The sequence below is a fragment of the Leucobacter chromiisoli genome (assembly GCF_016522505.1).
Classification (GTDB): Bacteria; Actinomycetota; Actinomycetes; order Actinomycetales; family Microbacteriaceae; genus Leucobacter; species Leucobacter chromiisoli.
On the sequence record NZ_JAEHOH010000013.1, the window covers coordinates 65,655 to 90,715 of the forward strand.

Annotated in this window: 23 protein-coding genes; 17 read left to right on the plus strand and 6 right to left on the minus strand. The window is 70.5% G+C overall.

Annotated features, from left to right (window positions below):
- Positions 1 to 60: 60 nt before the first annotated feature.
- Positions 61 to 1,404, minus strand: coding sequence for an aspartate--tRNA(Asn) ligase (gene aspS / locus JD276_RS10405; RefSeq protein WP_307866534.1), 1,344 nt, complete (start codon positions 1,402 to 1,404; stop codon positions 61 to 63).
- A 266-nt stretch (positions 1,405 to 1,670) separates the two neighbouring features.
- Here aspS and JD276_RS10410 point away from each other — a divergent pair, with 266 nt between their 5' ends.
- The 15 genes from JD276_RS10410 (at position 1,671) to ccsB (ending at position 17,612) form a co-directional block, all read left to right on the plus strand.
- Positions 1,671 to 2,723, plus strand: a complete 1,053-nt coding sequence (locus tag JD276_RS10410) for an LLM class flavin-dependent oxidoreductase (protein ID WP_200115584.1) — start codon at positions 1,671 to 1,673, stop codon at positions 2,721 to 2,723.
- A gap of 36 nt (positions 2,724 to 2,759) precedes the next feature.
- Positions 2,760 to 3,854 (plus strand): GNAT family N-acetyltransferase, encoded by a 1,095-nt coding sequence (locus JD276_RS10415; RefSeq protein ID WP_200115585.1) that lies wholly within the window; start codon positions 2,760 to 2,762, stop codon positions 3,852 to 3,854.
- 136 nt (positions 3,855 to 3,990) lie between these two features.
- Positions 3,991 to 5,007, plus strand: coding sequence for a MurR/RpiR family transcriptional regulator (locus tag JD276_RS10420; protein ID WP_200115586.1), 1,017 nt, complete (start codon positions 3,991 to 3,993; stop codon positions 5,005 to 5,007).
- A gap of 207 nt (positions 5,008 to 5,214) precedes the next feature.
- Positions 5,215 to 6,363 carry an ABC transporter ATP-binding protein gene (locus tag JD276_RS10425; RefSeq protein ID WP_200115587.1) on the plus strand — a complete coding sequence of 383 codons (1,149 nt, stop codon included), beginning with the start codon at positions 5,215 to 5,217 and terminating at the stop codon, positions 6,361 to 6,363.
- Between the two features lie 83 nt (positions 6,364 to 6,446).
- Positions 6,447 to 7,796 (plus strand): ABC transporter substrate-binding protein, encoded by a 1,350-nt coding sequence (locus JD276_RS10430; protein WP_200115588.1) that lies wholly within the window; start codon positions 6,447 to 6,449, stop codon positions 7,794 to 7,796.
- 8 nt (positions 7,797 to 7,804) lie between these two features.
- Positions 7,805 to 8,665, plus strand: coding sequence for a tyrosine-protein phosphatase (locus JD276_RS10435; protein ID WP_200115589.1), 861 nt, complete (start codon positions 7,805 to 7,807; stop codon positions 8,663 to 8,665).
- A 104-nt stretch (positions 8,666 to 8,769) separates the two neighbouring features.
- Complete coding sequence (locus tag JD276_RS10440) at positions 8,770 to 9,675, plus strand: metallophosphoesterase (RefSeq protein ID WP_200115590.1); 906 nt, start codon at positions 8,770 to 8,772, stop codon at positions 9,673 to 9,675.
- Complete coding sequence (locus JD276_RS10445; protein ID WP_200115591.1) at positions 9,675 to 10,751, plus strand: carbohydrate ABC transporter permease; 1,077 nt, start codon at positions 9,675 to 9,677, stop codon at positions 10,749 to 10,751. Before JD276_RS10440 ends, JD276_RS10445 begins: the two co-directional genes overlap by 1 nt.
- A gap of 9 nt (positions 10,752 to 10,760) precedes the next feature.
- A complete protein-coding gene (locus JD276_RS10450) occupies positions 10,761 to 11,681 on the plus strand; it encodes a carbohydrate ABC transporter permease (protein WP_200115592.1) in 921 nt (306 codons plus the stop codon).
- Positions 11,678 to 12,613: a metallophosphoesterase family protein gene (locus tag JD276_RS10455; protein WP_200115593.1), complete on the plus strand. Its 936-nt coding sequence runs from the start codon at positions 11,678 to 11,680 to the stop codon at positions 12,611 to 12,613. The genes JD276_RS10450 and JD276_RS10455 overlap by 4 nt, the downstream gene beginning before the upstream one ends.
- Positions 12,614 to 12,693: 80 nt before the next feature.
- On the plus strand, positions 12,694 to 13,338 hold the full coding sequence (locus JD276_RS10460) for a histidine phosphatase family protein (protein WP_200115594.1): 645 nt from the start codon (positions 12,694 to 12,696) through the stop codon (positions 13,336 to 13,338).
- Complete coding sequence (locus tag JD276_RS10465; RefSeq protein WP_200115595.1) at positions 13,338 to 13,973, plus strand: TlpA disulfide reductase family protein; 636 nt, start codon at positions 13,338 to 13,340, stop codon at positions 13,971 to 13,973. The genes JD276_RS10460 and JD276_RS10465 overlap by 1 nt, the downstream gene beginning before the upstream one ends.
- Before the next feature lie 2 nt (positions 13,974 to 13,975).
- On the plus strand, positions 13,976 to 14,719 hold the full coding sequence (locus JD276_RS10470; protein ID WP_200115596.1) for a cytochrome c biogenesis CcdA family protein: 744 nt from the start codon (positions 13,976 to 13,978) through the stop codon (positions 14,717 to 14,719).
- The gene (gene resB, locus JD276_RS10475; RefSeq protein WP_200115597.1) at positions 14,703 to 16,370 is read left to right on the plus strand and encodes a cytochrome c biogenesis protein ResB; all 1,668 of its coding nucleotides are present in this window, start codon (positions 14,703 to 14,705) and stop codon (positions 16,368 to 16,370) included. Before JD276_RS10470 ends, resB begins: the two co-directional genes overlap by 17 nt.
- A 198-nt stretch (positions 16,371 to 16,568) precedes the next feature.
- Positions 16,569 to 17,612, plus strand: coding sequence for a c-type cytochrome biogenesis protein CcsB (ccsB, locus tag JD276_RS10480; protein ID WP_200115652.1), 1,044 nt, complete (start codon positions 16,569 to 16,571; stop codon positions 17,610 to 17,612).
- A gap of 58 nt (positions 17,613 to 17,670) precedes the next feature.
- Here ccsB and JD276_RS10485 read toward each other — a convergent pair whose 3' ends face one another.
- Together JD276_RS10485 and JD276_RS10490 are read right to left on the minus strand one after the other, a co-directional pair.
- Positions 17,671 to 19,128, minus strand: a complete 1,458-nt coding sequence (locus JD276_RS10485) for a mannitol dehydrogenase family protein (protein ID WP_200115598.1) — start codon at positions 19,126 to 19,128, stop codon at positions 17,671 to 17,673.
- A 64-nt stretch (positions 19,129 to 19,192) separates the two neighbouring features.
- Complete coding sequence (locus JD276_RS10490) at positions 19,193 to 20,332, minus strand: LCP family protein (protein WP_200115599.1); 1,140 nt, start codon at positions 20,330 to 20,332, stop codon at positions 19,193 to 19,195.
- Positions 20,333 to 20,557: 225 nt separating this feature from the next.
- Here JD276_RS10490 and JD276_RS10495 point away from each other — a divergent pair, with 225 nt between their 5' ends.
- On the plus strand, positions 20,558 to 21,061 hold the full coding sequence (locus JD276_RS10495) for a VanZ family protein (protein ID WP_200115600.1): 504 nt from the start codon (positions 20,558 to 20,560) through the stop codon (positions 21,059 to 21,061).
- A 33-nt stretch (positions 21,062 to 21,094) separates the two neighbouring features.
- Here JD276_RS10495 and JD276_RS10500 read toward each other — a convergent pair whose 3' ends face one another.
- Genes JD276_RS10500 through JD276_RS10510 form a run of 3 tightly spaced genes read right to left on the minus strand, consistent with a single transcriptional unit; the run spans position 21,095 to position 23,645 of the window.
- Positions 21,095 to 21,373, minus strand: a complete 279-nt coding sequence (locus tag JD276_RS10500; protein WP_200115601.1) for a PqqD family protein — start codon at positions 21,371 to 21,373, stop codon at positions 21,095 to 21,097.
- Entirely contained in the window at positions 21,370 to 21,930 is a 561-nt protein-coding gene (locus JD276_RS10505; RefSeq protein ID WP_200115602.1) for an arsenate reductase/protein-tyrosine-phosphatase family protein, read from the minus strand. The genes JD276_RS10500 and JD276_RS10505 overlap by 4 nt, the downstream gene beginning before the upstream one ends.
- Complete coding sequence (locus JD276_RS10510; protein ID WP_200115603.1) at positions 21,927 to 23,645, minus strand: tyrosine-protein kinase domain-containing protein; 1,719 nt, start codon at positions 23,643 to 23,645, stop codon at positions 21,927 to 21,929. Before JD276_RS10510 ends, JD276_RS10505 begins: the two co-directional genes overlap by 4 nt.
- 141 nt (positions 23,646 to 23,786) lie before the next feature.
- On the opposite strand from JD276_RS10510, the gene JD276_RS10515 reads away from it, so the two are divergent.
- Positions 23,787 to 24,704, plus strand: coding sequence for an AraC family transcriptional regulator (locus JD276_RS10515; protein WP_200115604.1), 918 nt, complete (start codon positions 23,787 to 23,789; stop codon positions 24,702 to 24,704).
- The last annotated feature ends 357 nt before the right edge of the window (positions 24,705 to 25,061 follow it).

A 25,061-nucleotide genomic window follows, 5' to 3' on the forward strand; every position in this document is an offset into this window, starting at 1 on the left:
GGCGGCTCCGCTCTCCGGGGGAGGAGCGGAGCCGTCTTCGAGCGGTCTGCGGATCCCGGACTACGGGAGCAGGCGCGTGGGGCCGCGGAACAGGTAGGTGACCTCGCGGATCGACGACTGCTGCAGCATCAGCATCAGCACGCGGGCGAGGCCCATGCCGAAGCCGCCGTGAGGCGGGACGCCGTAGCGGAAGAAGTCGAGGTAGAAGCCGAGCTCGGCGGGATCCATGCCCTTCTCGCGGGCCTGCGCCTCGAGCACGTCGATGCGGTGCTCGCGCTGAGCACCGGTCGAGATCTCGGTGCCGTTGTAGATGAGGTCGTAGCTCTTCGTGAGCGACTCGTCGCCCTCGTGGCGCATGTGGTAGAACGGGCGGATCGACGAGGCGTAGTCGGTGAGGAACACGAAGTCGTGGCCGTACTTCTTCTTGACGTGGGCCGCGATGCGGCGCTCGCCCTCGGGGTCCATGTCGTCGTCGGCGCGGGGCACCTCGTAGCCCTCGGCCTTCACGATCTCCTTCGCCTCGGCGAGGGGGATGCGCGGGAACGGGCGCTCGGGCACCTCGATCTCGATTCCGAACAGCTTCTGGATCTGCTCGCCGTGCTTCTCCTTGACCGCGGTGAGGCCGGCGACGATGAGCTCCTCGTGCAGCTCCATCACGTCCTCGTGCGAGTCGATCCAGCTCAGCTCGGCGTCGACCGAGGTGAACTCGGTCGCGTGGCGCGAGGTGAACGAGGGATCCGCGCGGAACGCCGGGCCGACCTCGAAGATGCCGCCGAAGCCCGCGGCCTGCGCCATCTGCTTGAAGAACTGGGGGCTCTGCGCGAGGTAGGCCTTGCCCTCGAAGTAGTCGACCTCGAACAGCTCGGCGCGCGACTCGGAGGCGCTGGCCATGAGCTTCGGCGTCTGCACCTCGATGAAGTCCCGGTCGATCCAGACCTGACGGAGCGCGTGCAGGAACGTGGTCTGGATGCGGAAGACGAGGTTCTGCTCGGGTCGGCGCAGATCGAGGAAGCGCCAGTCGAGGCGGTGATCGATGCTCGAATCCTTGGCGATGGGCGTCTCGGGCAGTGCCTGGGTGACCACGTCGATCGTGTCGATCTGGATCTCGACGCCGCCGAGCTTCACGCGCTCGTTGTGCTGCAGCTCGCCGGTCACGGTGATGAAGCTGCCGTGCGAGAGCTCCGCGATGGTGGTGGTGCGGGCGAGCAGGATGTCGGAGCGCGGGTTCTCCGGATCCGCCTCGCGCAGCACGCCGCCGTTGACGAGCTGCACCGCACCCGACTCGTCGCGCAGCACGACGAACTGCACGTAGCGCTGGTCGCGCACCTTCTCGACCCAGCCGGAAACACGCACGGGGCCGTCTTCGCGGGCGGCCAGATCCTTGATCAATACACGCTCAGTCACCCGGACAGTCTAGCTGGCGCCGCGATCCCCTCCGTGCTGCGAAGCGCTCGCGAGATCCCGGGCTCTGCGCGAAGGAGGCTCTGCACGAGGAAGCCGAAGTGCGCCCCCGGCACCGGCTCTCGCCCTGCGGTGCCTCGGACGGCGGGGAGCACCGCCACGGGTCATAACGAGTAATAATGTGACACATCAATTGAAGTGATGCGTTGTGTGTTCCTATCCTGGCCGAGGCGCACTCGGACGGCGCCGTGCACCCACCAGGAGAAACCATGACCAGCACCGCGCCGCGCCCTCTGCGCCACCTCGGCTTCATCCATCTCGTGCCCTTCGACCGGGAGAACCCCGCCAAGGGGCTGAACGAGGGCCTCGAGCTGTTCGCATACGCCGAGGAGCTCGGCCTCGACAGCGGCTGGGTGCGCACCCGCCACCTGCAGTACGGGCTGCCCTCGCCGGCCTCGTTCTTCGCCGCGGCAGCGCAGCGCACCGATCGGATCGGGCTCGGCAGCGCCGTGATCCCGGTGGGGTTCGAGAACCCGTTCCGGTTGGCGGAGGATCTCGGAACCGCAGACGCGCTCTCGGGCGGCCGTGTGCTGCCCGGTCTGAGCGTGCACCCGCCGGGATACCCCGACGAGGTCAACGACCTCGTGCACGACACGGGCTGGCGCGACGAGGACTACGGCTACGGCCGCATCGAGCGCCTGCGCAGCCTGCTCGCGGGGGATCGGGTGCGCGAGGTGCCCGAGTACAACGGCATCGGCGGAGACTTCGACTCCGAGCGGGTCGAGCCGCACAGCCCGGGCCTCTCGGAGCGGCTCTGGTACGGGGGCGGATCGCTGAGGTCGGCCGAGTGGGCCGGCCGGGCGGGCTTCAACTGGCTCGTCAGCAACATCAGCTCGGCGGAGAACGGGCTGACCGAGTTCTCGGAGGTGCAGCGGGCTCAGATCGATGCCTTCCGCGCCCAGCACCCGGAGGGCGATGACGCGCGGGCGACCGTCGCCCGGGTGATCGTGCCGACCGACGGGGCGACGCCCGAGCAGGTGCGCAAGTACCGGGAGTACGCCGACGCCCGCACGCCCCGCACGAAGAAGGTGCACGGCAAGAACACCATCATCGCGCGCGACGTCCTCGGGTCCCTCGACGAGATCGTCGAGTTCATCTCGAACGACATCGCCTTCCAGGCCGCGGACGACTACCTCTTCGAGCTGCCGTTCGAGTTCGAGCTCGACGACTGGAAGCAGATCCTGCACCAGCTCGCCACCAGCATCGGGCCCGCACTCGGGTGGGAGCCGGCGCACAGACGGACCGAGCGCGCAGCGGCGTAGCGCGGGGCAGACATGACAGGAGAGGCGGACGGGAACGTGGCGACCGAGACACTCACGGCGAATGCGAAGACGAGTACCGAGGCGACGAACGCGAAGACGAGCACCGAGACGGCACACGCCGGATACCTCGTCAGGCTGGCGCGGCCGGAGGAGTACGCCGAGGTGGATCGCCTGATCGCCGCCGCGTACGCCCACGACTACGGCGACTCCGACGAGGGCCCCGACCCGATGCGCAGCGCGAGGAGGCGCGCCGAGGCGCACGACGTGTGGGTCGCGGTCGACGCCGGCGGCAGGCTGCTCGGCAGTGCGACGACCCGCAGGCGCGGAGGGCCGTCGCTGCACGAGGACGCCGTCGACGGCGAACTCGATCTGCGTCTGCTCGGGGTGTCCCCCCTCGCCCGGCGTCGCGGCGTCGCGGCGGCGCTCATGCGGCATGTCGTGGCGCACGCCGAGGCGGAGGGGTTCGGCGCCGTCGTGCTCAAGACGAGACCGCACATGAGCGGCGCGCACCGACTCTACGACGCGCTCGGCTTCACGCGGGTGCCGGAGCGCGACGGGCTGTGGATCGGCGGCGAGCGCGTGCTCGAGCTCTTCGCCTACGCCTACCCGCTGGCGGGGGTCCCCGAGGTCGGCGTCGACGATCCCGCCGCGGCGCGCAGCGTGCTCGGACGCTTCCCCTCGGGGGTCGTCGCGATCACGGCGGCCGACGCGTCGGGGGAGCCGGTCGGCCTCGCGGTGCAGTCCTTCGTCTCGCTCTCGATCGACCCGCCGCGCGTGCTGCTCTCGGTCGGTCGGGGATCGACGACGTGGCCGAGGATCTCGGCGGGCGGATCCTTCGCCGCGACCGTGCTCGCGGAGCACCAGGGCCCGATCGCGAGGCAGCTCGCGCGATCCGGGGCGGCCGACAAGTTCGCGGGGATCCGGACGACGCCTTCGCCCCGCCTGGGGCACCCGATCGTCCGCGGCGGCAGCGCCTGGTTCGAGTGCGCCATCCGGGAGGTGCTCGACGGCGGCGACCATCGCGTCGTCATCGCCGACGTGCTCGGCTTCGGTGCGCTGCACCGCCCCGAGCGGCCCCTGGTCTTCGCGGGATCGAGCTTCTCGGGGATCGCGCCCGCCTCCGCGGCGTGAGGCCCGCCCCGCGGCACGAGCGGACGCCGGGCGCGGTCGATGCGGGGGCGCTTCCGGCCCGATGGCGCGAGGCGGTGCTGCCGAGCCGACACCCGCCGGCTACCCGCCGGTCATCGGGGCCTGCTACCAACGGGGTATGAACTCGGTGGCATCCCCTCCGCTCGGCGGTACCCGCTCCCTCCTGCTGTCTCTCGCTCCCTCGCTGGTGCCGAGCGAGCGCCGGGTGGTGCAGGTCTGCATCGACGACACCGCCTCGGTGGTCGACATGTCGGTCGCCGATCTCGCCCGGCGGGCCGAGGTCTCGCCCGCCACGGTGGTGCGCGCGTGCCAGCGGATGGGGTTCGGCGGGTTCCAGCGGCTCCGCGAGCTCCTGATCCGGGATCAGGGCGCGCGGTCGTTCGCGGGATCCGGTGCCGGACGCGGCATCGTCGATCCCGCGGGATGGGCGGGCAGCGCGGGATCGACCGGACGGGCGGGCTCGTCGGCGGGATCGGGATCGGGGTCGGCCGTACCGGACGACGCCCTGAGCGTCGCGGCAGGGGAGCCCTCCTCCCACCCGGTCGCCCAGGTCTTCGACCGTGCGATGGCCGGCATCCACGGCGCGCTCGGCGCGCTCGACTTCTCCGAGTTCGATGCGGCGGCGGCGGCGATCCGCGGCTGCGCGCGACTGCTCGTCGTCGGCAACGGCGCGTCGCTCGCGGCCGCCCAGTCGGTGGCGCTGCACTTCCTCAGCAGCGGCAAGGTGTGCGAGAACCCGGTCGACATCGTCACCCAGCACATCGCGGCGAAGCTGCTGCGGCCGGGCGACGTCTGCCTCGCGGTGAGCGACAGCGGCATGAACCACTTCACGCTGCGGGCCGCCCGACTGGCGGCGGAGAACGGCGCCACCGTGGTCGCCATCACGAGCTACGCGAGATCCGACCTCGCGGGCGTCGCGACCCACGCCCTCGTCGCCGGCGCCGATTTCCACAGCTGGAACGACAGCACCGTGATCGGGAACATCGTGCAGATGCTGCTGCTCTCCGCGCTGCACGCCGCGTCGCTCGGGGTGCTGCCCGGGTCGGAACGGGCCCGTGCCGAGGTGCTCGACGAGGTGCGCACCATGGTCGAGGGATCCGGATCCCGCGCGACCGCGCACTTCGGTGACCGATGAACACCCTGGGAGCCGGACACGGCACCGGCCCAACCGCGCCCCGACCCCGAACGGGCCCGCCGTTCACCCGGTGCACCTCGAATTCGCGATCCCGGTTCCGCGTGTTCGCCTGAGCGTCGCGGAGGGTTCACCTGCGGCGCCCACTCTGGAATCAATCGTTTCCTGAGAACCGAGATTCAGGAAACCCGATTCCACGGGAGGTGGCCGATGGCTCGGCTCGTACTCAACCAGATCACCCGGGCGTTCGGCGACGTCACCGCGACGGACCGGATCTCCCTCGACGTGGAGGACGGCGACTTCCTCGTGCTGCTGGGCCCCTCCGGCTGCGGCAAGACGACGCTGCTGAGGATGATCGCCGGCCTGCTCGAACCCACCTCGGGCAGCATCGAGGTCGACGGGGAGGACATCACGGCGCTCCCCGCGCGCAAGCGGGATCTGGCGATGGTCTTCCAGAGCTACGCCCTCTACCCGCACCTCAGCGTTGCGAAGAACCTGGCGTTCCCCCTCAGGGTGCGCAAGATGGCGAGGAGCGAGATCGACGAGCGCGTGCGGGTCGCCGCCGAGGCCGTCGACATCGCCCACCTGCTGGACCGCAAGCCCAAGGAGCTCTCGGGCGGGCAGCGGCAGCGCGTCGCCGTGGCCCGCGCCCTGGTGAGGGAGCCCCGGGCGTTCCTCATGGACGAGCCGCTGTCGAACCTCGACGCCAAGCTGCGCACCGCCACGCGACAGGAGCTCGCGGCGCTGCACCGGGAACTCGGCGCGACCTTCGTCTACGTGACTCACGACCAGGTCGAGGCGATGACGATGGCGACGAAGATCGCCTTGCTCAACGAGGGCCGGCTCGAGCAGTACGGCACCCCGGAGGAGCTCTACGACACCCCGAGCTCGGTCTTCGCCGCCGGGTTCCTCGGCTCGCCCGCGATGAACCTCGTGAACGCCACGCTGCAGACCGGCGACGGCAAGATCACCGTGCTCGCGCCGGGCCTGGAGGCCGTGCTGTGGGAGGGGGCCACGCCCGAGCGGGAGATCGTCATCGGCGTGCGGCCCGAGCACCTTTCCGTCTACGCCGGCGGGGCCCCGGAAGCGGTGCCGACGGCCGGCGTCGCCATGCGCGGCGCCGTCGAGCTCGTCGAGAACCTCGGTCGCGAGCAGCTCGTGCACTGCCGCGTCGACGAGGGTCGCGTGACCGTGGCGTGCGAGCGGGAGTCGGTGTGGGCGGCGGGCGACCTCGTCGTGCTCACGGCCCCGGCCTCGCGCGTGCACCTCTTCGACCGCGAGAGCGGCCGTCGCCTCGAGTGGCGGCCGGATCCCCTCCCGGCTCCGGCGGTGCTCGGCGTCGAGCTCCAGTCGGCCTGACCCACTCCGAGACCCCGAGAACCCCACCCCGAGACCCCGTCCGCTTCGACACTCACCCCTCGCATCCTGAAAGGATCCATCCCATGCGACTCCGACGCACCGTCGCCGCCGCTGCCGCCCTGGTCGCGGCCACCGCCCTCGCCGCCTGCTCCTCGGGGGCCGCCCCCGAGTCGGCGGCCTCCGTCGTCCCCGAGCTCGAGGCCGACCAGCAGGTCGAGATCGTCTTCGAGAGCTACAACCTGACGCAGGCCGGCCCCTGGACCGACACCGTGAACCAGCTGCTCGAGGAGTTCCACGCCGAGCACCCGAACATCACCGTGAAGGCCCAGCCCCCGCAGGGCGGCACCGTCGACGACGTCGTGAGCAGCGTGCAGACCCAGCTGCTCGCCGGCGACCCGCCCGACGTCGTGCAGCTGGGCTTCAACTCGCTCGACTTCGCCGCGTCGCAGCTCGGCGCGAAGGCCATGAACGACCTGGTCGGCGACGAGGCGGTGGAGGAGCACTTCGGCGGCGAGAACCCGTACCACCCGCGCGCTAAGACGCTCGGCGACTGGAACGAGAAGACCTACGGCATGCCCTACGTCTTCTCGACCCCGATGCTGTTCGTCAACAAGACCCTGCTGGAGGAGGCGGGCGTGCCCGCCGACGCCGACCTCTCGACCTGGGACGAGGTGCAGGAGGCCGGCGCGAAGGTCACCGCGATGACCGGGAAGCCGTCCGTCGACGTCGCCTGCTTCTACGCGAGCGGCGAGTGGTGCCTGCAGGCCCTCGTCAACTCGAACGGCGGCAGCGTGATCTCCGAGGATCGTACGACGATCGAGTTCGGCTCCCCCGAGGCCGCCGGCGCCGCCGAGCGCATGGCGGAGATGTACGAGGCCGGCGTGCTGCGCAACGCCGACTCCGCCGCTCAGCTCGAGGGGCTCGCGAAGGGCGACACCGCCTTCCTGCTCAACAGCGCCGCGGTGCAGGGCATGCTGCTGGAGGCCGCCGAGGCCGGCGGTTGGGAGCTCGGCGGCGTCGGACTGCCCGCGTTCGAGGGGCAGGATCAGTCGGTGCCGGTGAACTCCGGTTCGGCGCTCTACATCCTGAGCGACGACGAGGCGAAGCAGCGCGCCGCGTGGGAGCTCGTCTCCTTCCTCACGAGCGACCGCGCCTTCGAGCTCATCACGAGCCAGATCGGATACCTGCCGCTGCGCACGGGCCTGACCGACGAGGGCGGCGCGCTGCACGAGTGGGCGCAGAGCATCCCGACGGTGCAGCCGAACCTCGACCAGCTCGACCGCCTGGAGGCCTGGCGATCCTTCCCCGGGAACAGCTACACGCAGGTCTCGGATCTCTTCACGACCGCGGCCGAGGAGGTCGTCTACTACGGCAAGCCCGCCGAGGAGACGATGAGCGAGGCCGCCGACCGCGCCCAGGCGCTGATCGACTGAGGCCGGCCGTGAACCCCATCGCATCCTCCCTGACGTTCTCTCCCGCATCCGCGCCGGTCGCCGCGGGCGCCGCGCCCGCGGCCGCCACGGCATCCGGCGCGGGATCCCTCGCGGTCGCCGCGTCCGGCGCAGCGCCCCGGATCGGAGCGCCGATCCCCGTCGAGGGCACCTACAACTTCCGCAGCCCCGGGGGGTACGCCGCGGCCGGCGGCGCGATCCGGACGGGCAGCCTGTTCCGCTCCGACGCCCTGCACTTGCTCAGCCCCCTGGGCGTCGAGCAGTTCGGCGCCCAGGGCATCGCCCGGGTGATCGACCTGCGGGACGGCCGAGAGCGGCTCCAGGCGCCGAGCGCGCTCGCCGCCGGCGCGGTCGAGACGATCCACCACCCCATCTTCGAGGGGGCGGCGATCCCGACGACCGGGCCGGCGCCGACCCTGCGCGAGGTCTATCGCACGATCGCGACGGACCGGGTGCACGCGCTCTCGGGCGCCGTGCGGCTCATCGCCGACGCCCCGGAGGGCGGCGTGCTCGTGCACTGCACCGCCGGCAAGGACCGCACCGGCATGGTCGTGGCCGTCGCGCTCGCCTCCGTGGGCGTCTCCCGCGACGATGTGCTCGCCGACTACGCGGCGAGCGCCGCGAACCTCGCGGGGGCCTGGGTGGAGCGCATGATCGCGGCCGCGGCCGAGCGTTTCCCCGGCCCGATCGACGACGCCGTGCGCGAGCTCATCGCGGCCAGTCCCGCGGAGGCGCTCGACGAGGCCCTCGACGTGATCGACGACCGCTACGGAAGCGCCGAGCGGATGCTGATCGCCGCCGGCTTCGACGACGACGCGCTGGCGCGCCTCCGGACGCGTCTCGTCGCCTGAGCACCCCGAGCGGGGCCCGGCCGGGCCCCGCTCCTCCCCTTCACCTCTCGTCTCCACCGTCCTCCCTGGCCTCTCTGTTCTCGTCCTCTCGAAAGGATCACTCCATGACCGACGCACAGCACCCCGCGCCCGAGCACTTCATCCTGCACATCAGCGACACCCACTTCGTCGGCGGCGGAGACCTGCTGCACGGCAGGGTCGACAGCGACGCCAACCTGAAGCGCCTCTTCGAGGACTTCGCCGAGACCCAGGCGCGACCCGAGGCGATCGTCTTCACCGGAGACCTCGCCGACACGGGAGACGCCGATGCCTATCAGCGCCTCCGCGCGATCGTCGAGCCCGCGGCCGCGGCCATCGGCGCGCAGGTGATCTGGGTGATGGGCAACCACGACACCCGCACGCCCTTCCGCAGGGAGCTCCTCGACTCGGACGCCGGCGAGCAGAGCGTCGACCTGGTCCACGACGTCAACGGCCTGCGCATCATCGCGCTCGACTCGACGGTGCCGGGCGAGCACCACGGCGAGATCAGCGAGGAGCAGTACGCCTGGCTCGCCGACGTGCTCGCGACACCCGCCCCGCACGGCACCCTCATCGCGCTGCACCACCCGCCCGTGCCCTCGCTGCTGCCCGCCTTCTCGTTCGTGGAGCTGCGGGGCCAGGATCGGTTCGCCGAGGCGATCCGCGGCACCGACGTGCGCGCCGTGCTCGGCGGCCACCTGCACTTCAACACCTTCAGCGAGATCGGGGGCGTGCCGGTGTCGGTCGCGTCTGCCACCTGCTACACGCAGGATCTCAACGTGAAGCCGGGCAGCATGCGCGGGCGGGACGGCGCGCAGGGCTTCAACCTCGTGCACCTCTACGGCGACCGCGTGATGCACACGGTCGTGCCGATCGGAGAGTTCTCGACCGTGTACGAGGTCACCGCCGAGCAGCTGCGCTCGTGGACCGGGCTGTCCCTCGAGGAGGTCGGCTCCGAGATGGCCAAGACCGCAGAGCCGGTGCCGGCCTGATGTTCACGGAGGTACTCCCGCCGGCGGCCCCGCAGGCCGCAGCCGACACCGGAGCAGATGCATCCGAGCCCACGATCACCCGACGCCCCGGTGACGGACGGGCCGGCGGAGAGCCCGGTGCCGGGCGGGCCCGTGCTCGCCGACCCGGCGCGGGGCGGGCCCATGCCGCCCGGGTCCGAGAGGCTCGCGGCCCGAGGCGCTTCACGCTGGCCCCCTACCTCTACGTACTGCCCGCGGTGGCGCTGCTCGTCGTCTGGACGTACGCGCCGCTCGTGCAGACGGTCGAGCTCTCCTTCGTCGACTGGAACCTGATCCCGACCCAGCCGAAGACCCCCGTGGGCTTCGAGAACTACGCGACCGTGCTCACCCTTCCCGAGCTGCATCAGGCGCTGTGGAACACGGTGCTCTACATCCTCGCGTTCCTCGTGCTCTCGGTCGCGCTGCCCGTGGTCTTCGCGCTGATCTCCCGCCGCGTCGCCGGGCGGGCGAAGACGATCTACCAGGCGCTGATCTTCGTGCCCTTCCTCGTCACCCCGGTCGCGACCAGCGCGATCTGGCGCTGGCTCTTCGCCCCGGAGGGCGGCACGATCCCCGTGGTCGCGCGCACGCTCTTCGGCGTCGAGATGGGGAACGTGCTCCGCGAGCCCGGCTCCTCGATGATCGCCGTCATCGTGATCGTGGGCTGGCAGATGCTCGGCTTCGGCGTGCTGGTCGTCGCCGCGGGGCTCTCGGGCATCAGCCCGGACTACGCGCACGCGGCCGGCGTGGACGGGGCGAGCGAACGGCAGGTCACGTGGCGGATCACGCTGCCGCTGCTCTCGCCGTCGCTCGTGTTCCTCTCGCTCATGACGATCCTGCTCTCGGCGCAGTGGACGTTCCCGATCATCGACCTCGTGACGCAGGGCGGCCCGAGCGGCAGCTCGACGAACATCTACCACCTGCTCTACGAGTTCGCCTTCCGCAACTTCGACGCGGGCGTCTCGGCCGCCGCGGGCACGCTGTTCTTCATCGCCTTCGGTCTGGTCGCGCTCGTCTTCGTCGAGCTGTCCGAGCGCCTGAGCTTCCACGACAACTAAGGACCCGCCATGACCTTCACCCTCGTCGCCCCGCAGCACTCCGGCCTGGTCGCGTCGACCGCCCCCGAGGCGCCGATCGCGGCGGACGCCCGGAGCGCCCAGACCCTCGCCCGGGCCCGCCGGAGCCGCCGCCTCGGTCTGATCCCGGCCTTCCTCATCCTCACGGTGCTCGCGGTGATCTCGATCTTCCCGATCTACTGGATGTTCGTCACCGCGTTCCGGCCCGCGGACCAGATGCTCTCGACCAACCCGGTCCCGGGCCCGTTCAGCATCGAGAACTTCGCCTACGTCTGGGAGACGATCCCGATCCTCGGGATGCTCGGCAACACGTTCGCCATGGCGCTCGGCCTCGCGATCGGGCAGCTGCTCATCGCGATCCTCGCGGCGTACGGCTTCGCCCGGTGGTCGTTCCGCGGGCAGAAGATCCTGTTCCTGCTGTTCGTGGGCTCCTGGCTCGTGCCCTTCCAGGTCACGATGATCCCGAACTACCTGCTCGTCGCGAAGCTGGGGCTGCTGAACACCGTGCTCGGCGTGATGGTGCCGCAGCTGGCCGCCGCCTTCGCCGTCATGCTGCTGAAGCAGCACCTCGACTCCTTCCCGCGCGAGCTGCTGGAGGCCGCCGACATGGACGGGCGCGGATCCTGGCGCACGCTGTGGGAGGTCGTCGTGCCGAACCTCAGGCCCGCGCTCGCGGCGCTCGGCATCATGCTGTTCATCAGCGCGTGGAACGAGTACCTGTGGCCGTCGCTGATCATGCAGCAGTCGGGGGCGCTCATCCAGGTCGGCATCCGCGGGTTCCTGGGCGCCGAGGGCAACAACTGGGGCGCCGTCATGGCCGCGAGCGCGCTCGCCTGCCTGCCCATCTTCCTCATCTACATCTTCCTGCAGCGCTACGTGGTCGACGCCTTCGTGCGCTCCGGGATCAAATGACGAACCACCCGGCGCTCCGCCGCACCCGCTCGGCCGGTGACATCGGCCGCGACATCGACAAGGATCACATCATGCGCATCATCCAGATCTCCGACACCCACATCTCGCAGCTGGGCGGCACGACCAACGAGAACGCCGAGAAGGCGATCGAGCTCGTGAGCGAGCTCGAGCCCGACCTCGTGGTGCACACCGGCGACGTCACGATCCTCGACCCCGACGAGGACGACGACCGGGTCGCCGCGAAGGCGATCCTCTCCCGGATCGAGGCGCCGCTGCGCGTGCTGCCGGGCAACCACGACATCGGCGAGCCCGGCGCCGATCCGTTCGGGGGCAAATCCGTCACGAGCGAGCGCGTCGCCGCCTTCCGCGCGCACTTCGGCGAGGACCGCTTCGTCGACGAGGTGGGCGAGTGGACGGTCGTCGGCTTCAACAGCGAGCTCTTCGGCTCGGGGCTGCCCGAGGAGGAGGACCAGTGGGCGTGGCTCGAGTCGCTGCCGGAGCGGCTCGGGGGCCGGCCGACGCTGATCTTCAGCCACAAGCCCGTCTGGGCGCACGCGCCGGAGTACCAGACGCCGAAGGTCTCGCTCGACGCCGCCGTCCTTCCCCGCCTGGAGGCGATCCTCTCGCGGATCGACGCGCGGGGCTTCGGGTCGGGCCACCTGCACCACTACGCGCTCACCGCGGCGCCGTCGCGGCCGAGCGCCGTCGCCGTCTCCGCCCCTCCGACGGCGTTCGTGCACCGCAGCGCCGAGATGGCGCGCGTCACGGGGCCCGGGATGAACCAGCTCGGCGTCGTCTCCTACGAGATCGAGGGCGACCGCGTGCTGCCCTTCTTCCGCTCGCGGATCGACTTCGAGGAGAAGGAGTTCGGCGAGGTCGACTCGGCGATGCGGGCGCTCGGGGCGATGGGCATCGAGCTCCCCGCCGGCTGAGCCGTCCCGCCGCCGGCGGTCGATCTGCTTGAACCGTCAACTCCCAGAGTCCGCTCCGGGCGCGAACGTAGAATGGTGGCGTGAGCGATAAACTCCTGCATCTGGTGCGCCACGGCGAGGTGCACAACCCCGACAGGGTGCTGTACGGCCGCCTCCCCGGCTACCGCCTCTCCGAGCGCGGGCACCAGATGGCCGAGGCCGCGGCGCTCGAGCTGGCCGGCAGCGATCGGATCGTCGCCCGGCTGCTCGCCTCGCCGCTCGAGCGGGCGCAGCAGTCCGCGCGGCCCATCGCCAGCGCTCTCGGCCTCGAGATCGGCACCGAGGAGCGGATCATCGAGCCCGCCAACTTCTTCGAGGGCAAGGTGAACTCAGGGGGCGACTCCGCGTTCAGGAACCCCCGCTACTGGTACCGGCTCTGGAACCCCCTCGTCCCCAGCTGGGGCGAGCCCTACCGGCAGATCGCCGGGCGCATGCGCCGGGCGATGAACGAGGCGTGGGAGCAGGTGCGCGGAGGCGACATCGTGATGGTCAGCCACCAGTCGCCGATCTGGATCGCGCACCTCGATATCGCGGGCAGGCCGCTCTTCCACAACCCGGCGAAACGGCGGTGCGAGCTGTCGAGCATCACCAGCTTCGAGAAGCGCGGCGAGCGCTGGTTCGAGGTCGACTACCGCACGCCCGCCTCGGGGCTCGTCGAGGGCGCGGTCGACGTGGGGGCCGTGTAGTGGGAGCGACCGACAGGGCGCGCCGGTCCCGGATCACGGGGGCGCTCGCCGTTCCGCTCATCGCGGCGCTCGTGCTCACCGGCTGCAGCGGCGGCAACGACAACCTCTCCCAGCAGTGGGAGGAGGGCAGCGACAAGGGCTACGTGGCCGGCGACGGATCCTCGATCAGCATCCCGCCCTCGGAGCGCACCGAGCCCGTCGAGTTCTCGGGCGAGACGGAGCACGGCGGGCGGCTGAGCTCCGAGGACACGGCGGGCAGCGTCACGGTCGTCAACTTCTGGTACGCGGGCTGCGCCCCCTGCCGCGCCGAGGCCCCCGACCTCGTGGCGGCGTACGACGAGTTCTCGCCCGAGGGCGTGCAGTTCGTCGGCGTCAACACCCGCGACCAGTCGGCCCAGGCGGTGCAGTTCGCCGAGCAGTTCGGGGTGGAGTACCCCTCGATCATGGACAACGCCGGCGATCGCGCCGTGCAGCGCGCCTTCGCGGGGCAGGTGCCGCTGAACGCGGTGCCGACGACGCTCGTGCTCGACGCCGAGGGGCGGGTCGCGCACCGCGTGCTCGGCCAGCTGGCCGACGCCTCCCAGCTGCGCACCCTGATCACCGAGACCCTCGAAGAGACCGCGGGCGAGAACTAGACGTGGACGTGCAGCACCTCGTCGCCGACGGGCAACTGCTCGTCGCGTCGGCGATCGCTCTCGCGGCGGGGCTGCTCTCCTTCCTCTCGCCCTGCGTACTGCCGCTCGTGCCCGGCTACCTCGCCTACGTCGGCTCGGCCGCCGAGTCGACGCCGGGGGAGACGCCCGCGCGCAGGCGCCTGATCCTCGGCTCGCTGCTCTTCGTCGGCGGATTCAGCGCCGTGCTGGTCGCGTTCCTCGCCGCCGCCGGCACCGTCGGGGTGTGGCTGCTCGAGTGGGAGGGCGTCATCACCCGGGTGATGGGCGTCGTCGTGATCCTCATGGGGCTCGTGTTCATGGGGTTCCTCGGGAGGATGCAGACCACGAGGAAGCTGCGCGTCAAGCCGCGGCTCGGGATCGCCGGCGCTCCCGTGCTCGGAGCGGTCTTCGCGATCGGGTGGACCCCCTGCCTCGGCCCCACGCTCACCGTGATCATGGGGCTCAGCCTGCAGCAGGGCTCCGTCTCCCGCGCCGTGATCCTGGCGATCTTCTACTGCCTGGGGCTCGGCATCCCCTTCGTGCTGGCCGCGTTCGGCTTCGGCTGGATGACGCAGACCATGACATTCTTCAAACGGCATATACGTGCCGTGAACCTGATCGGCGGCGGGCTGCTGATCCTCATCGGTCTCCTCATGGTGACCGGACTCTGGAGCCGGATGATGTACGCACTGCAGGCGGTGATCGGCGGATATGTCACGCCCCTCTGATTACGACGACGGAAGCGGGGCCGGCGGCCGGGTGGTCGCCGAGTCGCCCGAGCTCGGCCTGAAGGGCTGGCTGCGCTGGTTCTGGCGGCAGCTCACGAGCATGCGCGTGGCCCTGATCCTGCTGCTGCTGCTCGCGGTGGCGGCGATCCCGGGCTCCCTGCTGCCGCAGCGCGGCGCCGACCCGAACGGCGTCGTGCAGTACGAGCAGGATCACCCCGAGCTGTTCCCGATCCTCGACGCGTTCCCGATCCAGGCGTTCGACGTCTACGGATCGGTGTGGTTCTCGGCGATCTACCTGCTGCTGTTCATCTCGCTGATCGGCTGCGTGCTGCCGCGCATCGCCCACCACTGGAAGGCGTGGCGGGGCACGCCCCCGAAGACGCCGGCGCGCCTCGCCCGCATGGCCGGGTACCAGGAGCTGCGGATCTCGAACCCCTCGGCCACGTCGGAGGAGCGCGAGGAGTTCGCGGAGCGCGCGGTGTCGGAGGCCGCCGCGCTGCTGAGGCGCCAGCGGTACCGCACCGAGATCCAGCGGGTCACGCGCCGCGGGACGACCGAGATCTCGGTGTCGGCGGAGCGCGGCTACCTGCGCGAGACCGGCAACCTCATCTTCCACGTCGCGCTGCTCGGCGTGCTGGTGAGCGTCGGGATCGGGGGCGCCGTGAAGTTCAACGGGCAGAAGGTGCTCGTCGAGGGCGACACCCTCATCAACCAGCTGATCGACTACGACACCGTGAACTCCGGGCGATCCTTCGACGACGCGAGCCTCGAGTCGTTCGGCCTGCGGCTCGACTCGCTCGACGTCTCGTACAACACCCCCGACGACGGCAACGTCGACGCGATCGGGCTCGTCAAGGAGTACGTCGCGAACATGACGCTCATGGGCCCCGGCGACGACGGCACCTCGCAGGAGGTGATCCGCGTGAACGACCCGCTGCGCGTGCACGGATCGCCGATCTACCTCATCGCGAACGGCTACGCCCCGACGCTCACCATCGCGAACTCCGAGGGCACGGTCGTCTACGAGGAGTCGATGCCCTTCATCCCGCAGGACAACCTCAACATGACCTCGCTCGGCGTCGTGAAGGTGCCGCATGGGATCGTGGACGACTCGGGCGCCGACGTGCAGCTCGGCCTGCGCGGCTTCTTCTACCCCACGAAGGCCGACCTCGACACCGGCGCGTACACCTCGGTGTACCCCGATCTCGAGAACCCGGTGCTCACGCTCGACGTGTTCGCGGGCGATCTCGGGATCGACGACGGCGTCCCCCAGTCCGTCTACGCCCTCGACACGTCGAAGATGGAGCAGCTGACGGGGCGCGCCGTCGACGTCGACTCGATCGAGCTGAGGCCGGGCGAGACCGCCGAGCTGCCGGACGGGCTCGGCACGATCACCTTCTCGGCGGCCCCCCGCTACGCGTCGTTCGACGTGATGCGCGACCCCACCCAGGTGTGGGTGCTCGTGTTCGCGCTCGCGGCGCTCGGCGGCCTGCTCTGGTCGCTGTTCGTGCCGCGCCGGCGCATGTGGGTGAAGGCCGTGCCCGCCGACGACGGCGTGGTGCTGCAGTACGCCGCGCTCGCCCGCGGCGACGACCCAGCGCTCGAGCGCGCGGTGACCGAACTGCGGGATCGCCACCGCGAGCGGGTGTAGGCGCCTCTTCTGCACGCCGACCTCCTCAGCTCGTCAGTTGTGTAACCGAAATCGCGATTTCGGGTACACAACTGACGAGCCGAGGCGTTTCTACTCGGGCAGGTACGCGCCGCGCTCCCAGCCGAATAGGACGGGGAGCGATTAAGCTGAGGGATCGTGGCGCTGGAAGAATACTCAACGATTGCCCTCTACTCGGCGATGATCGTCTATTCGATCGCGTTCGTGTTCTACGTGGTCGATCTGGCCAACCGCAGCGGTGACCGGGCCGCCGCCCTCAACGAGGCCGCCGGGAGCATCGGCGCGACGCGGGCCGCGACCGTGCGTTCCGCGTCCGCGGAGGGCGCGAGCGGCGGAGCGACCGCCACCGCGACTCTGGCGCCCGCCCCCGCCGCCGATCCGGCCCCCGGCCGGATCCCGAGCGGAAGCGCGATCGGCGGAGCGCGCGGTGGGGCGTCGGCGGTCGACGCCGCGCCTGCGCGCTCGCGCTCCCGATCGCTGCGCGTCGGCTTCTCGCTGACCGTGCTCGGCTTCCTGCTGCACATGGGCGCCACGATCCTGCGCGGCATCGGCGCCGAGCGCGTGCCGTGGGCCAACATGTACGAGTTCGCGCTGACCGCCACCTGCGCGATCGTGCTCGTCTTCCTCGTCGTGCAGGTCTTCGTCGATCTGCGCTTCCTCGGCGCCCTCATCACGGGCCTCTCGGTGCTGTTCCTCGGCGTCACCAAGATCAACTTCTACGTCGAGATCGTGCCGCTGCAGCCCGCGCTCGACTCGTACTGGCTCGTGATCCACATCCTCGTGGCCGTGCTCGCGGTCGCATTCCTCACGCTGTCGTTCGGGCTCTCGGTGCTGCAGCTGCTGCAGACGCGGCGCGAGAACCAGCTGAAGGACGGCGGCCAGGCCGGCATGCCCTGGCTGCGCAGCATGCCCGACGCGGTGCGGCTGGAGGATCTGGCCTATCGCATGGCGATCATCGGCTTCGCGTTCTGGACCTTCACCCTCATCGCCGGCGCCATCTGGGCCGAGCGCGCCTGGAGCCGCTACTGGGGCTGGGATACCAAGGAGGTCTGGACCTTCGTCATCTGGGTGCTCTACGCGGGCTTCATCCACGCCCGCGCCACGCGCGGCTGGCGCGGCATCCGCTCCGCCTGGCTGTCGATCATCGCCTACACCGCGGTCATCTTCAACTTCACGATCGTCAACGTGTTCTTCAAGGGCCTGCACGCCTACTCGGGCCTCTGAGGCGCGGGTTCGGCGCCCGCCGCGATCGGTCGCGGCGCCGACGGACGCCGTCCGGCGCTCAGGCGAGGCCGAGCGCCTCGATCGCGCCGAGCACGCCCCGCGCGGCGAGCTCATCGCGGGCCCGCGCGTAGTCGGCGGCGAACGCCGCATCGCGGTCGAGTCCGAGCGGAGCCAGCGGCGCGATGCGCAGGATCCCGAGCCCGTCCGCATCGCGCAGCCGATCGCGATCGGCGTCCGACAGGGTCGGCTCGCCCACCTCGAACGAGACGCCCCGCTCGTCGACTCCGCCGAGGAACCGCTCGTAGCAGGCGATCATGAGCGCCTGGCGACGCGTGTCGCCGTCTGCCCGCAGCAGCGCCTCGAGGGTCGCGGTGTGGAAGACGCCGATCTTCGTCGCGCCGTCCGTGGCGATCCGCACCCACTGATCGCCGACGGCGGGGTTCGCGAAGCGCTCGAGCACAGACGCGGCGTAGTCGGGCAGCGAGACGCCGGCGGGAGCGTCGAGCACGGGGATGACGTCGTCGAGGAGGAACCGCTCGGCGAAGCCGCGCAGCAGCGGATCGGCGAGGGCTTCGTGCACGTGGCGGTATCCGGCGAGCAACGAGGGGAAGGAGAGCAGCACGTGCGAGGCGTTGAGGATCCGCCCCTTCATCGTCTCGTGCGTCGTGATGTCCTCCACGAACTCGACGCCGACGGCCTCGAGCTCGGGCCGCCCGGCGGGGAAGTCGTCCTCGAGCACCCACTGCAGGTAGGACTCCGCCATGACCGGCATCGCGTCATCGACGCCGGTGAGCTCGTTCAGGCGCTGGCGCTCGGCGTCGCCGACGGCGGGCACGATGCGGTCGACCATCGAGTTGGGAAACGCGACGTGCTCCCCGATCCAGCGCGCCAGCTCCGGATCGATCGCCGCTGCCACCCCGGTGAGGGCCGCCCGCGCCACGTCGCCGTTGTGCCGCAGGTTGTCGCAGGAGACCACCGTGAACGGCGCGATGCCGGCGCCGCGCCGCCCGGCGAGGGCCCGGGCGAGCAGACCGAACACGGTCGGCCGGTCTCCCTGCGCGTCGGCGAGCACCGCGGGGTGGTCCTCGGGCACGCGGCCGGTGGCCGGGTCGACGAGGTAGCCGCCCTCCGTGATGGTGAGCGTGACGATCCTGAGCCGCGGGTCGCCGAGCGCGCGCACGACGCGGTCGTAGTCCGCGGGCGCGTGGGCGTACTCGAGGATGGAGCCGATCACGCGGGAGGAGTGGCCGCCGTCGGGCGCGAACTCGGTGAGCGTGTAGAGCCCGCCCTGCCGCTCGAAGGCGTCGGCCTTGATGCGGGAGGCGGGGGAGTCTCCGGCTCCGATCCCGAAGATCCCCCAGTCCTGCTGCCCGGGCCGGTGCAGGCAGCGGTCGATGAAGAGCGCCTGGTGGGCTCGGTGGAAGTTGCCGACGCCGAAGTGCGCGATCCCGACCGTCACGCCGGTGCGATCGTAGGCGGGGAGCGCGACGTCCGCGCCCGAGTCGATCTCGATCATCGGTGTTCCTCTCTGAACAGCTGGGTTGCGGCCACGAGGGCGTGGGCGTCTCCCGGGCGACGCCCTACCCCGCGGCGAGGGTGGGCGCGAGCTCGTGGATCGTGCCGTCGTGGAAAGCTGTGCGGATCGCTTCCATGCCCGCCTCGTCCGGGATCACGATCGACTGCCCGTCGGCGGAGGTTCCGGTGCCGAGGGTGGGGCTCGTGAAGAAGGCGATGTCGTCGGAGCGCAGCTTGCGCGACTCGAGCCCGAGGTTGACGAAGCGGTTCAGGTCGAGACCCTCGTCGAGGATCAGGTAGGGCTTGAGCGACTGGAACATGGACACCATGCGCGAGGGATCGCTCATGGTCTCGGAGCTGATGGTCTTCTGCAGCAGCCCCTTCATGTAGGCCTGCTGGTTGCGGGCCCGCTGGTAGTCGCCGTCGCTGAACGCGTAGCGCTCGCGCACGAAGGAGAGCGCGTGCTCGCCGTCGAGGGTGATCTCGCCGCCCTCGAAGGTGAAGCCCCCGCCGCCGTTCTGCGCCGTGAAGGGCACCGTGTTGTTCACCGTGACCCCGCCGACCGCGTCGGTGAGGCCCTTGAACGACTCGAAGTCGATGACCGCCACGTGGTCAATGCGCGCGCCGATGTAGTTCTCGACCGTGTTCACGGCGAGGGGCAGGCCGCCGTAGGAGAACGCGGCGTTGATCTTCGCCTCGCCCACGCCCTGGATCGGCACCCAGTTGTCGCGCATGATCGACATGATGGTCGCGTGCTGGCGGTCGGGAGAGATCTGCGCCACCATGATCGCGTCGCTGCGGAAACCCGTGAGATCCTCGACGGAGGCGTTCCGATCGGTGGCCTCTCGCGAGTCGGAGCCCAGCAGCAGGATGTTGATCGGCGCCTTCGCGCCGTCATCGACGACGGTCTCTGCGGGGCGCTCGAGCGAGGGATCCTGCTCGATGCTGACCCGCTTCACCTCGTTGTAGGTGTTCGCGATCAGCAGGTAGGCGACGCCCGCCGCGATCCCGAGCAGCGCGATGAGCGAGACGAGCACGATGACGGTGTTGCGCAGCCCGCGGCGCTTGCGCGGCTCGCCCCGCCGGCCGTCGCCCCCTCGGCCCTCGCCTCTCCGACCGGAGCCTCCGCCCGACCCGCTGCCGCCCGAGGTCCCGGAGGGCGCCTCGTCGAAGAGCTGGTCCAGAGCGGAACGCGAATCGGCCATCGGGTGTCGTCTCCTTGAAGTGTGCGCCGGCGCGAGGAACGGGGAGTTCGGCGCCGGCTACCGCAACGAGCGTCGCCCGACGCTCTTTCCAGCTCAGCGTAGCGCAGACGAGCCGGGGAGAACGTGGGGAAGCGGATGCAAGGAGCGAGCGAACCGGATCCCCTGCCACCCTTCGTGCACCGTATCATCCGAATCCGCTCAGGAGCCGACGGGCATACTGGGGTGATGCGGAATCGAGCGGGACTGGGCAGGGCGGTCGCCCTCCTGCTGCTCGCGGTGAACGCCGTGCTGCTGGTGCTCATCGTGTTCCTGCCGCCCGAGGACCATCAGGCCCTCGATCTCGTCTGGGTGCTCGCCGACTTCGCCGGTCGTTTCGGCGTCCCCGTCGGGCTCGCCGCCCGAGTGATCGAGTTCGGGGCGAACATCGTGCTGTTCGTGCCTTTCGGCCTGCTCGTGCCGCCCGCCCTCGGCTGGCTTCGCCCCTGGGGGCTCGTGGGGACGGTGGTGCTGGGCGCCGCGGTGTCGACGGCGATCGAGACGATCCAGCTCTTCATTCCCGGTCGCGTGACCTCGGTGCTCGACGTGATCGCGAACACGCTGGGCACGCTCTGCGGAGTGCTGCTGATCGCGCTGGTGCAGGCCTGGAGGCGGGAGGAACGGGAGCGCCGGCGACTGGCGGGGATGGGCCGGATCGCGGCGGAGCGGGTGCGGAGCGGCCGCGGCATGTGAATCGCGAGGACGGCGCACCGAGCACCGCCGGCGTTACCGCCGCTCGACGTAGCCCAGGTGGGCCATCCGCTCGAGAAAGGGCGCGGTTCCGCCGCGGATCTCGGACTCGGGCGCTCCCGTGGCCGCCGCGATCTCGTCGACGAGCTCATCGATCGTGCGCGGTCGAGCGGTGAGGAGGTCCCAGATCAGGATCCCGCCTCCGTCGAGCCGCTGGGGGCGGGGATCTCGCACTCGGGTGTCGAGCACGAAGGTGGCGCCCTCTGCGTCCACCCAGATCACGTCGTCGGGCACGGCCCAGCGCGCGTCGCTCATCGCAGCGTCCGCACGATGGTGTCGACGAGACCGACGATCTGCGAGGCGACGACGGCGTGCACCTCGGCCGTCGCGTCGATCGGGTCGGGAACGTCCTGGTCTTCCGTGAGCCGCACGGTGGACCTGGACCGGCCCGCCTGGTCGATGACGGCGCGAGGATCCGCTGCGCGATCGATGTCACCCGAGCCGGCGAGCGCCGCGAACTCGGCGAGGGTGAACGTGCGTCGCGCGGCTCTCGGATGCCGCCGCACGACCTCGTCGCGCTGTCCGCGCGTCATGGTGAGGATCAGATCGGCGGCGTCCGCGTGCTCATCGGCGAGCTGCTCGCCGATGAGGCCGGCCGGATCCCCTCCGTGTGCCCGCAGCTGGGTCGCGGCGTCGGGATCCATCGGTGCGCCGACGACGGCGTGCAGGCCGGCGCTCCCGATCTCGAACCTGGGGTCGTCGCGCAGGCGCATCCGCAGCATCTGCTCCGCCAGCGGAGACCGGCAGATGTTGCCGGTGCAGACCGTGAGTACGGCGACCGGCGGAACACTGCGTCTGCTGCGACGACTCATCGGGTCTGCGCGCGCCTGCGCCGGCGCGGTCCCTCATCGGCTGCGGGCGCCGACCCCTGACCGGGGCCCGCGGCGGGCGGCGCATCCGCCGCAGGTCGTGCCGCGGTCGGAGTGGGAGGGGCTGCGGGCGCCTGACGCGTCGCCGTCGCAGCCGGCGCCGGGGAAGCGGGCTGGGCCGGCGCTGCAGGCTGTGCAGGCGCCGCAGGCCGCGGAGCCGCCGTGGTGTCTGCGGGGGCCGACGTGCCCGCGATGAGGGCGGCGAACTCGTCGGCGTCGTCCTGCTGCACGACCGGGGCCTGCTCCTGCTTCTCGGTCCGCCCGTAGTAGGCCCGGTAGCGGTAGCCGTAGCCATCGGCCTTGGCGCCCTTGCTGGGCACGCCGTTGAGGATGATGCCGAGCGCGTGCCCCTTGACCCGCTCGAGGTTGTTGAGGGCCGCCTTGAGGGCGTCGTAAGTGGTGCGGCGCGCGCGGCTGACGATGAGCGCACCATCGGTGCGAGCGGTGAGGATCGCCGCGTCGGTGACGGGCAGCAGCGGGGGCGCGTCGATGAGCACGATCGCGTGATGCGAGAGCTCCTCGATGACGTCGTGCAGGGCGTTCGAGCCGAGCAGCTCGCTGGGGTTCGGCGGGATCTTGCCGGCGCCCAGCACGTAGAGCTTGCCGGTGTTGCCCCAGGGCTGCAGCACGTCGCTGAGCTGCGCGTTGCCGATGAGCACGTCGGTGAGGCCCACGCCGGGCAGCAGCCCGAAGGTCTTCGCCACCATGGGGCGGCGCAGGTCGCCGTCGATCACGACGACGCGGCGACCCATGGCCGCGATGGTGTTCGCGAGGTTCGCGGTGATGGTCGACTTGCCCTCGCCCGGCAGCGCGCTCGTGATGACGATCGAGCGCGGCGGGTTGTCGATGTTCATGAACTGCAGGTTCGTGCGCAGCTCGCGCAACGCCTCTGCGACGGCGTACTCCTCGTTGCTCTTCTGCCCCTGGTCGTTGCCGCCGGTGCTCGTGATCATGCGGGTGTCCTGGTCGAAACCGCTGTGCAGCGGGATCGTGCCGACGACGGCCTGCCCGGTCTCGCGCTCGACCTCGGCGATCGAGTGGATGCGCCGATCGAAGATGTTGCGCAGCAGCGCGTAGCCCACGGCGAGCGCCAGGCCGACGATGAGGCCGATCGCGACGGCGAGCTTGGTGTTGGGGGAGGAGGGCGCCTCGGGCATCTGCGCGGCGTCGAGCGAGCGGAAGGCGACGATCGACTGCTGGCCGAGCGCGGGATCCGCGTTGGCGTTCTCGATCTCCGCGACCTGCTCGCCCACTGCGCCGACCCAGGCCTCTGCGAGATCCCGTGCCGCCTCAGGCGATCCCGCGCTCGCGGAGACCCTGAGCGTGGCGGTGTCGAGCGGGTTCGCCACCTCGATCTGACCGACGAGGTCGTCGGGGTCCGCGTCGAGCCCCAGGGACTGGATGACGTCTTCGGCGACCGAGCGCGACTTCGCGAGATCGAGGTAGGACTTCACGCGGGACTTCGCATAGTTCTCACCGGCCATCGCCGATCCGAGATCGCTGCTCACCCCTGCCGAGACGAGACCGCTGGCATCCGCCGTGTAGACCTTCGGCTGCAGAAAGGCCCAGCCGAAGCCGAGCAGGCCGCCGACGAGCGTGATGACGATGAGCGAGATCCAGTGCGCACGCAGGATCTTCCAGTAGTCGGTCAGCTCCACGCGCGGGGTCTCCCTCTGGCATCAAGTAGGCAGGACAATCCATACGATGCTACCTCTGCGCGAGCGGCTGCGCTGCATCCGTCGGACACGCTAATGTCAAGGACACGAATATCTTTCTCACGTCGTGGGTTGGGGAGACACATGGCCAGTGACGTAGGGACCCGTGAGTACGGGCCTAGCGACTTCATAGCGGCGGGTGCCCGCGGGCTCAACGGCAGAGTCCAGGTGCGGGCCAAGGAGCGGTCATTCGGCGGGCTCTCGCTGCTGTCGGTGAGCGGCCAGCCGCTGGAGATCATGCTGGAGCCCGAGGCCGGCGAGGTTCCCCTCATCGACTTCATCTTCATCGGCGGCGGTGATTTCGCGTACCGGAACGAGGGCGTCTGGGTGCCGCTCGAAGCCACCCTGGTGGTGGCGCCGAACGGGATCAGCAGGCACCTGCGGCTGACGGGCGAGTGGAGCTTCGTCGCCGCACGGGTGCCGCGAGAGGCGATGGAGGCGTTCGTTCCCGAGCTCCCCTCGTCGATCGGAACCTTCGCGAAACGCTCGTTGCTCGACTGCTCCATGCAGGAGTTCGTCTCCACGGTGCTGGAGTCGGCGCAGCGGGCGTCATCGATCGAGAGCTACGCCGTCGAGCAGCTCGTGCTCGAGATGGGCGGCGCCCTACTGCTGGATCGGATGGGCGGAGGCTGGTCGCAGGGCAGCCCCAAGGCGGTGCTGCGCGACCGGGCGATGGCGGTGATCGCGCAGCAGTGCAGCGATCCCGAGTTGAACCCGGCGCGGGTCGCGCATGCCGTCCAGTCCTCGCTGCGGCAGCTGCAGGTGGTCTTCTCCGACGCGGGCACCTCGGTCGCCGCCGAGATCCGGCGTCAGCGCGCGCGGCTGGCACGGTCTCTGCTCATGGACAGCCGGTACGACGTTCTGGGGATCGAGCAGCTGGCGGAGCGGTCGGGCTTCGGTACGACGATGAGCATGCGGCGCGCGCTGACTGAGCTCTACGGATCCGGGCCGCGCGAGCTCCGCAGGTGCCGCGGGGGAGCCGCTGCCGTCGTCGCGCAGTGACGCGCGAGGGTCTCCGAGTTCCGCGCACGGTTCTCGCGTGGTCCGCGCTTTCTCGCTTTTTGAATTGAGATCAATTCGCGCACATTTGGCACATATCGCGCAGGACGGTTATTCCGCGCATTCCTCTTCGCACATTTCGCGCAGGCTTCGCCCATAAGGCGACGATTTGCGATCCGCCCCTCAACAATTGCGACCGTTTTCTCTACGTTGGGTATCAGCCGAGGGGAGACGGCGCCTCTCGTGGACAGTTCGACCATTGCGTGAGAACTGTCCACGGGGGTCCTCAATTGCTCTCTCGTGCACGACGGGCGGGTGTTCCGCCCTGTTCGCCTGTGTGTTCCGAATACAGAGAGAAGT

Excerpts from the sequence above, each read along its gene's own strand:
- JD276_RS10410 (WP_200115584.1), top strand. The coding sequence starts at position 1,671 with ATGACCAGCACCGCGCCGCGCCCTCTGCGCCACCTCGGCTTCATCCAT.
- JD276_RS10420 (WP_200115586.1), top strand. The coding sequence starts at position 3,991 with ATGAACTCGGTGGCATCCCCTCCGCTCGGCGGTACCCGCTCCCTCCTG.
- JD276_RS10425 (WP_200115587.1), top strand. The coding sequence starts at position 5,215 with ATGGCTCGGCTCGTACTCAACCAGATCACCCGGGCGTTCGGCGACGTC.
- JD276_RS10430 (WP_200115588.1), top strand. The coding sequence starts at position 6,447 with ATGCGACTCCGACGCACCGTCGCCGCCGCTGCCGCCCTGGTCGCGGCC.
- JD276_RS10440 (WP_200115590.1), top strand. The coding sequence starts at position 8,770 with ATGACCGACGCACAGCACCCCGCGCCCGAGCACTTCATCCTGCACATC.
- JD276_RS10445 (WP_200115591.1), top strand. The coding sequence starts at position 9,675 with ATGTTCACGGAGGTACTCCCGCCGGCGGCCCCGCAGGCCGCAGCCGAC.
- JD276_RS10450 (WP_200115592.1), top strand. The coding sequence starts at position 10,761 with ATGACCTTCACCCTCGTCGCCCCGCAGCACTCCGGCCTGGTCGCGTCG.
- JD276_RS10455 (WP_200115593.1), top strand. The coding sequence starts at position 11,678 with ATGACGAACCACCCGGCGCTCCGCCGCACCCGCTCGGCCGGTGACATC.
- resB (WP_200115597.1), top strand. The coding sequence starts at position 14,703 with ATGTCACGCCCCTCTGATTACGACGACGGAAGCGGGGCCGGCGGCCGG.
- ccsB (WP_200115652.1), top strand. The coding sequence starts at position 16,569 with ATGATCGTCTATTCGATCGCGTTCGTGTTCTACGTGGTCGATCTGGCC.
- JD276_RS10485 (WP_200115598.1), bottom strand. The coding sequence starts at position 19,128 with ATGATCGAGATCGACTCGGGCGCGGACGTCGCGCTCCCCGCCTACGAT.
- JD276_RS10490 (WP_200115599.1), bottom strand. The coding sequence starts at position 20,332 with ATGGCCGATTCGCGTTCCGCTCTGGACCAGCTCTTCGACGAGGCGCCC.
- JD276_RS10495 (WP_200115600.1), top strand. The coding sequence starts at position 20,558 with ATGCGGAATCGAGCGGGACTGGGCAGGGCGGTCGCCCTCCTGCTGCTC.
- JD276_RS10500 (WP_200115601.1), bottom strand. The coding sequence starts at position 21,373 with ATGAGCGACGCGCGCTGGGCCGTGCCCGACGACGTGATCTGGGTGGAC.
- JD276_RS10505 (WP_200115602.1), bottom strand. The coding sequence starts at position 21,930 with ATGAGTCGTCGCAGCAGACGCAGTGTTCCGCCGGTCGCCGTACTCACG.
- JD276_RS10515 (WP_200115604.1), top strand. The coding sequence starts at position 23,787 with ATGGCCAGTGACGTAGGGACCCGTGAGTACGGGCCTAGCGACTTCATA.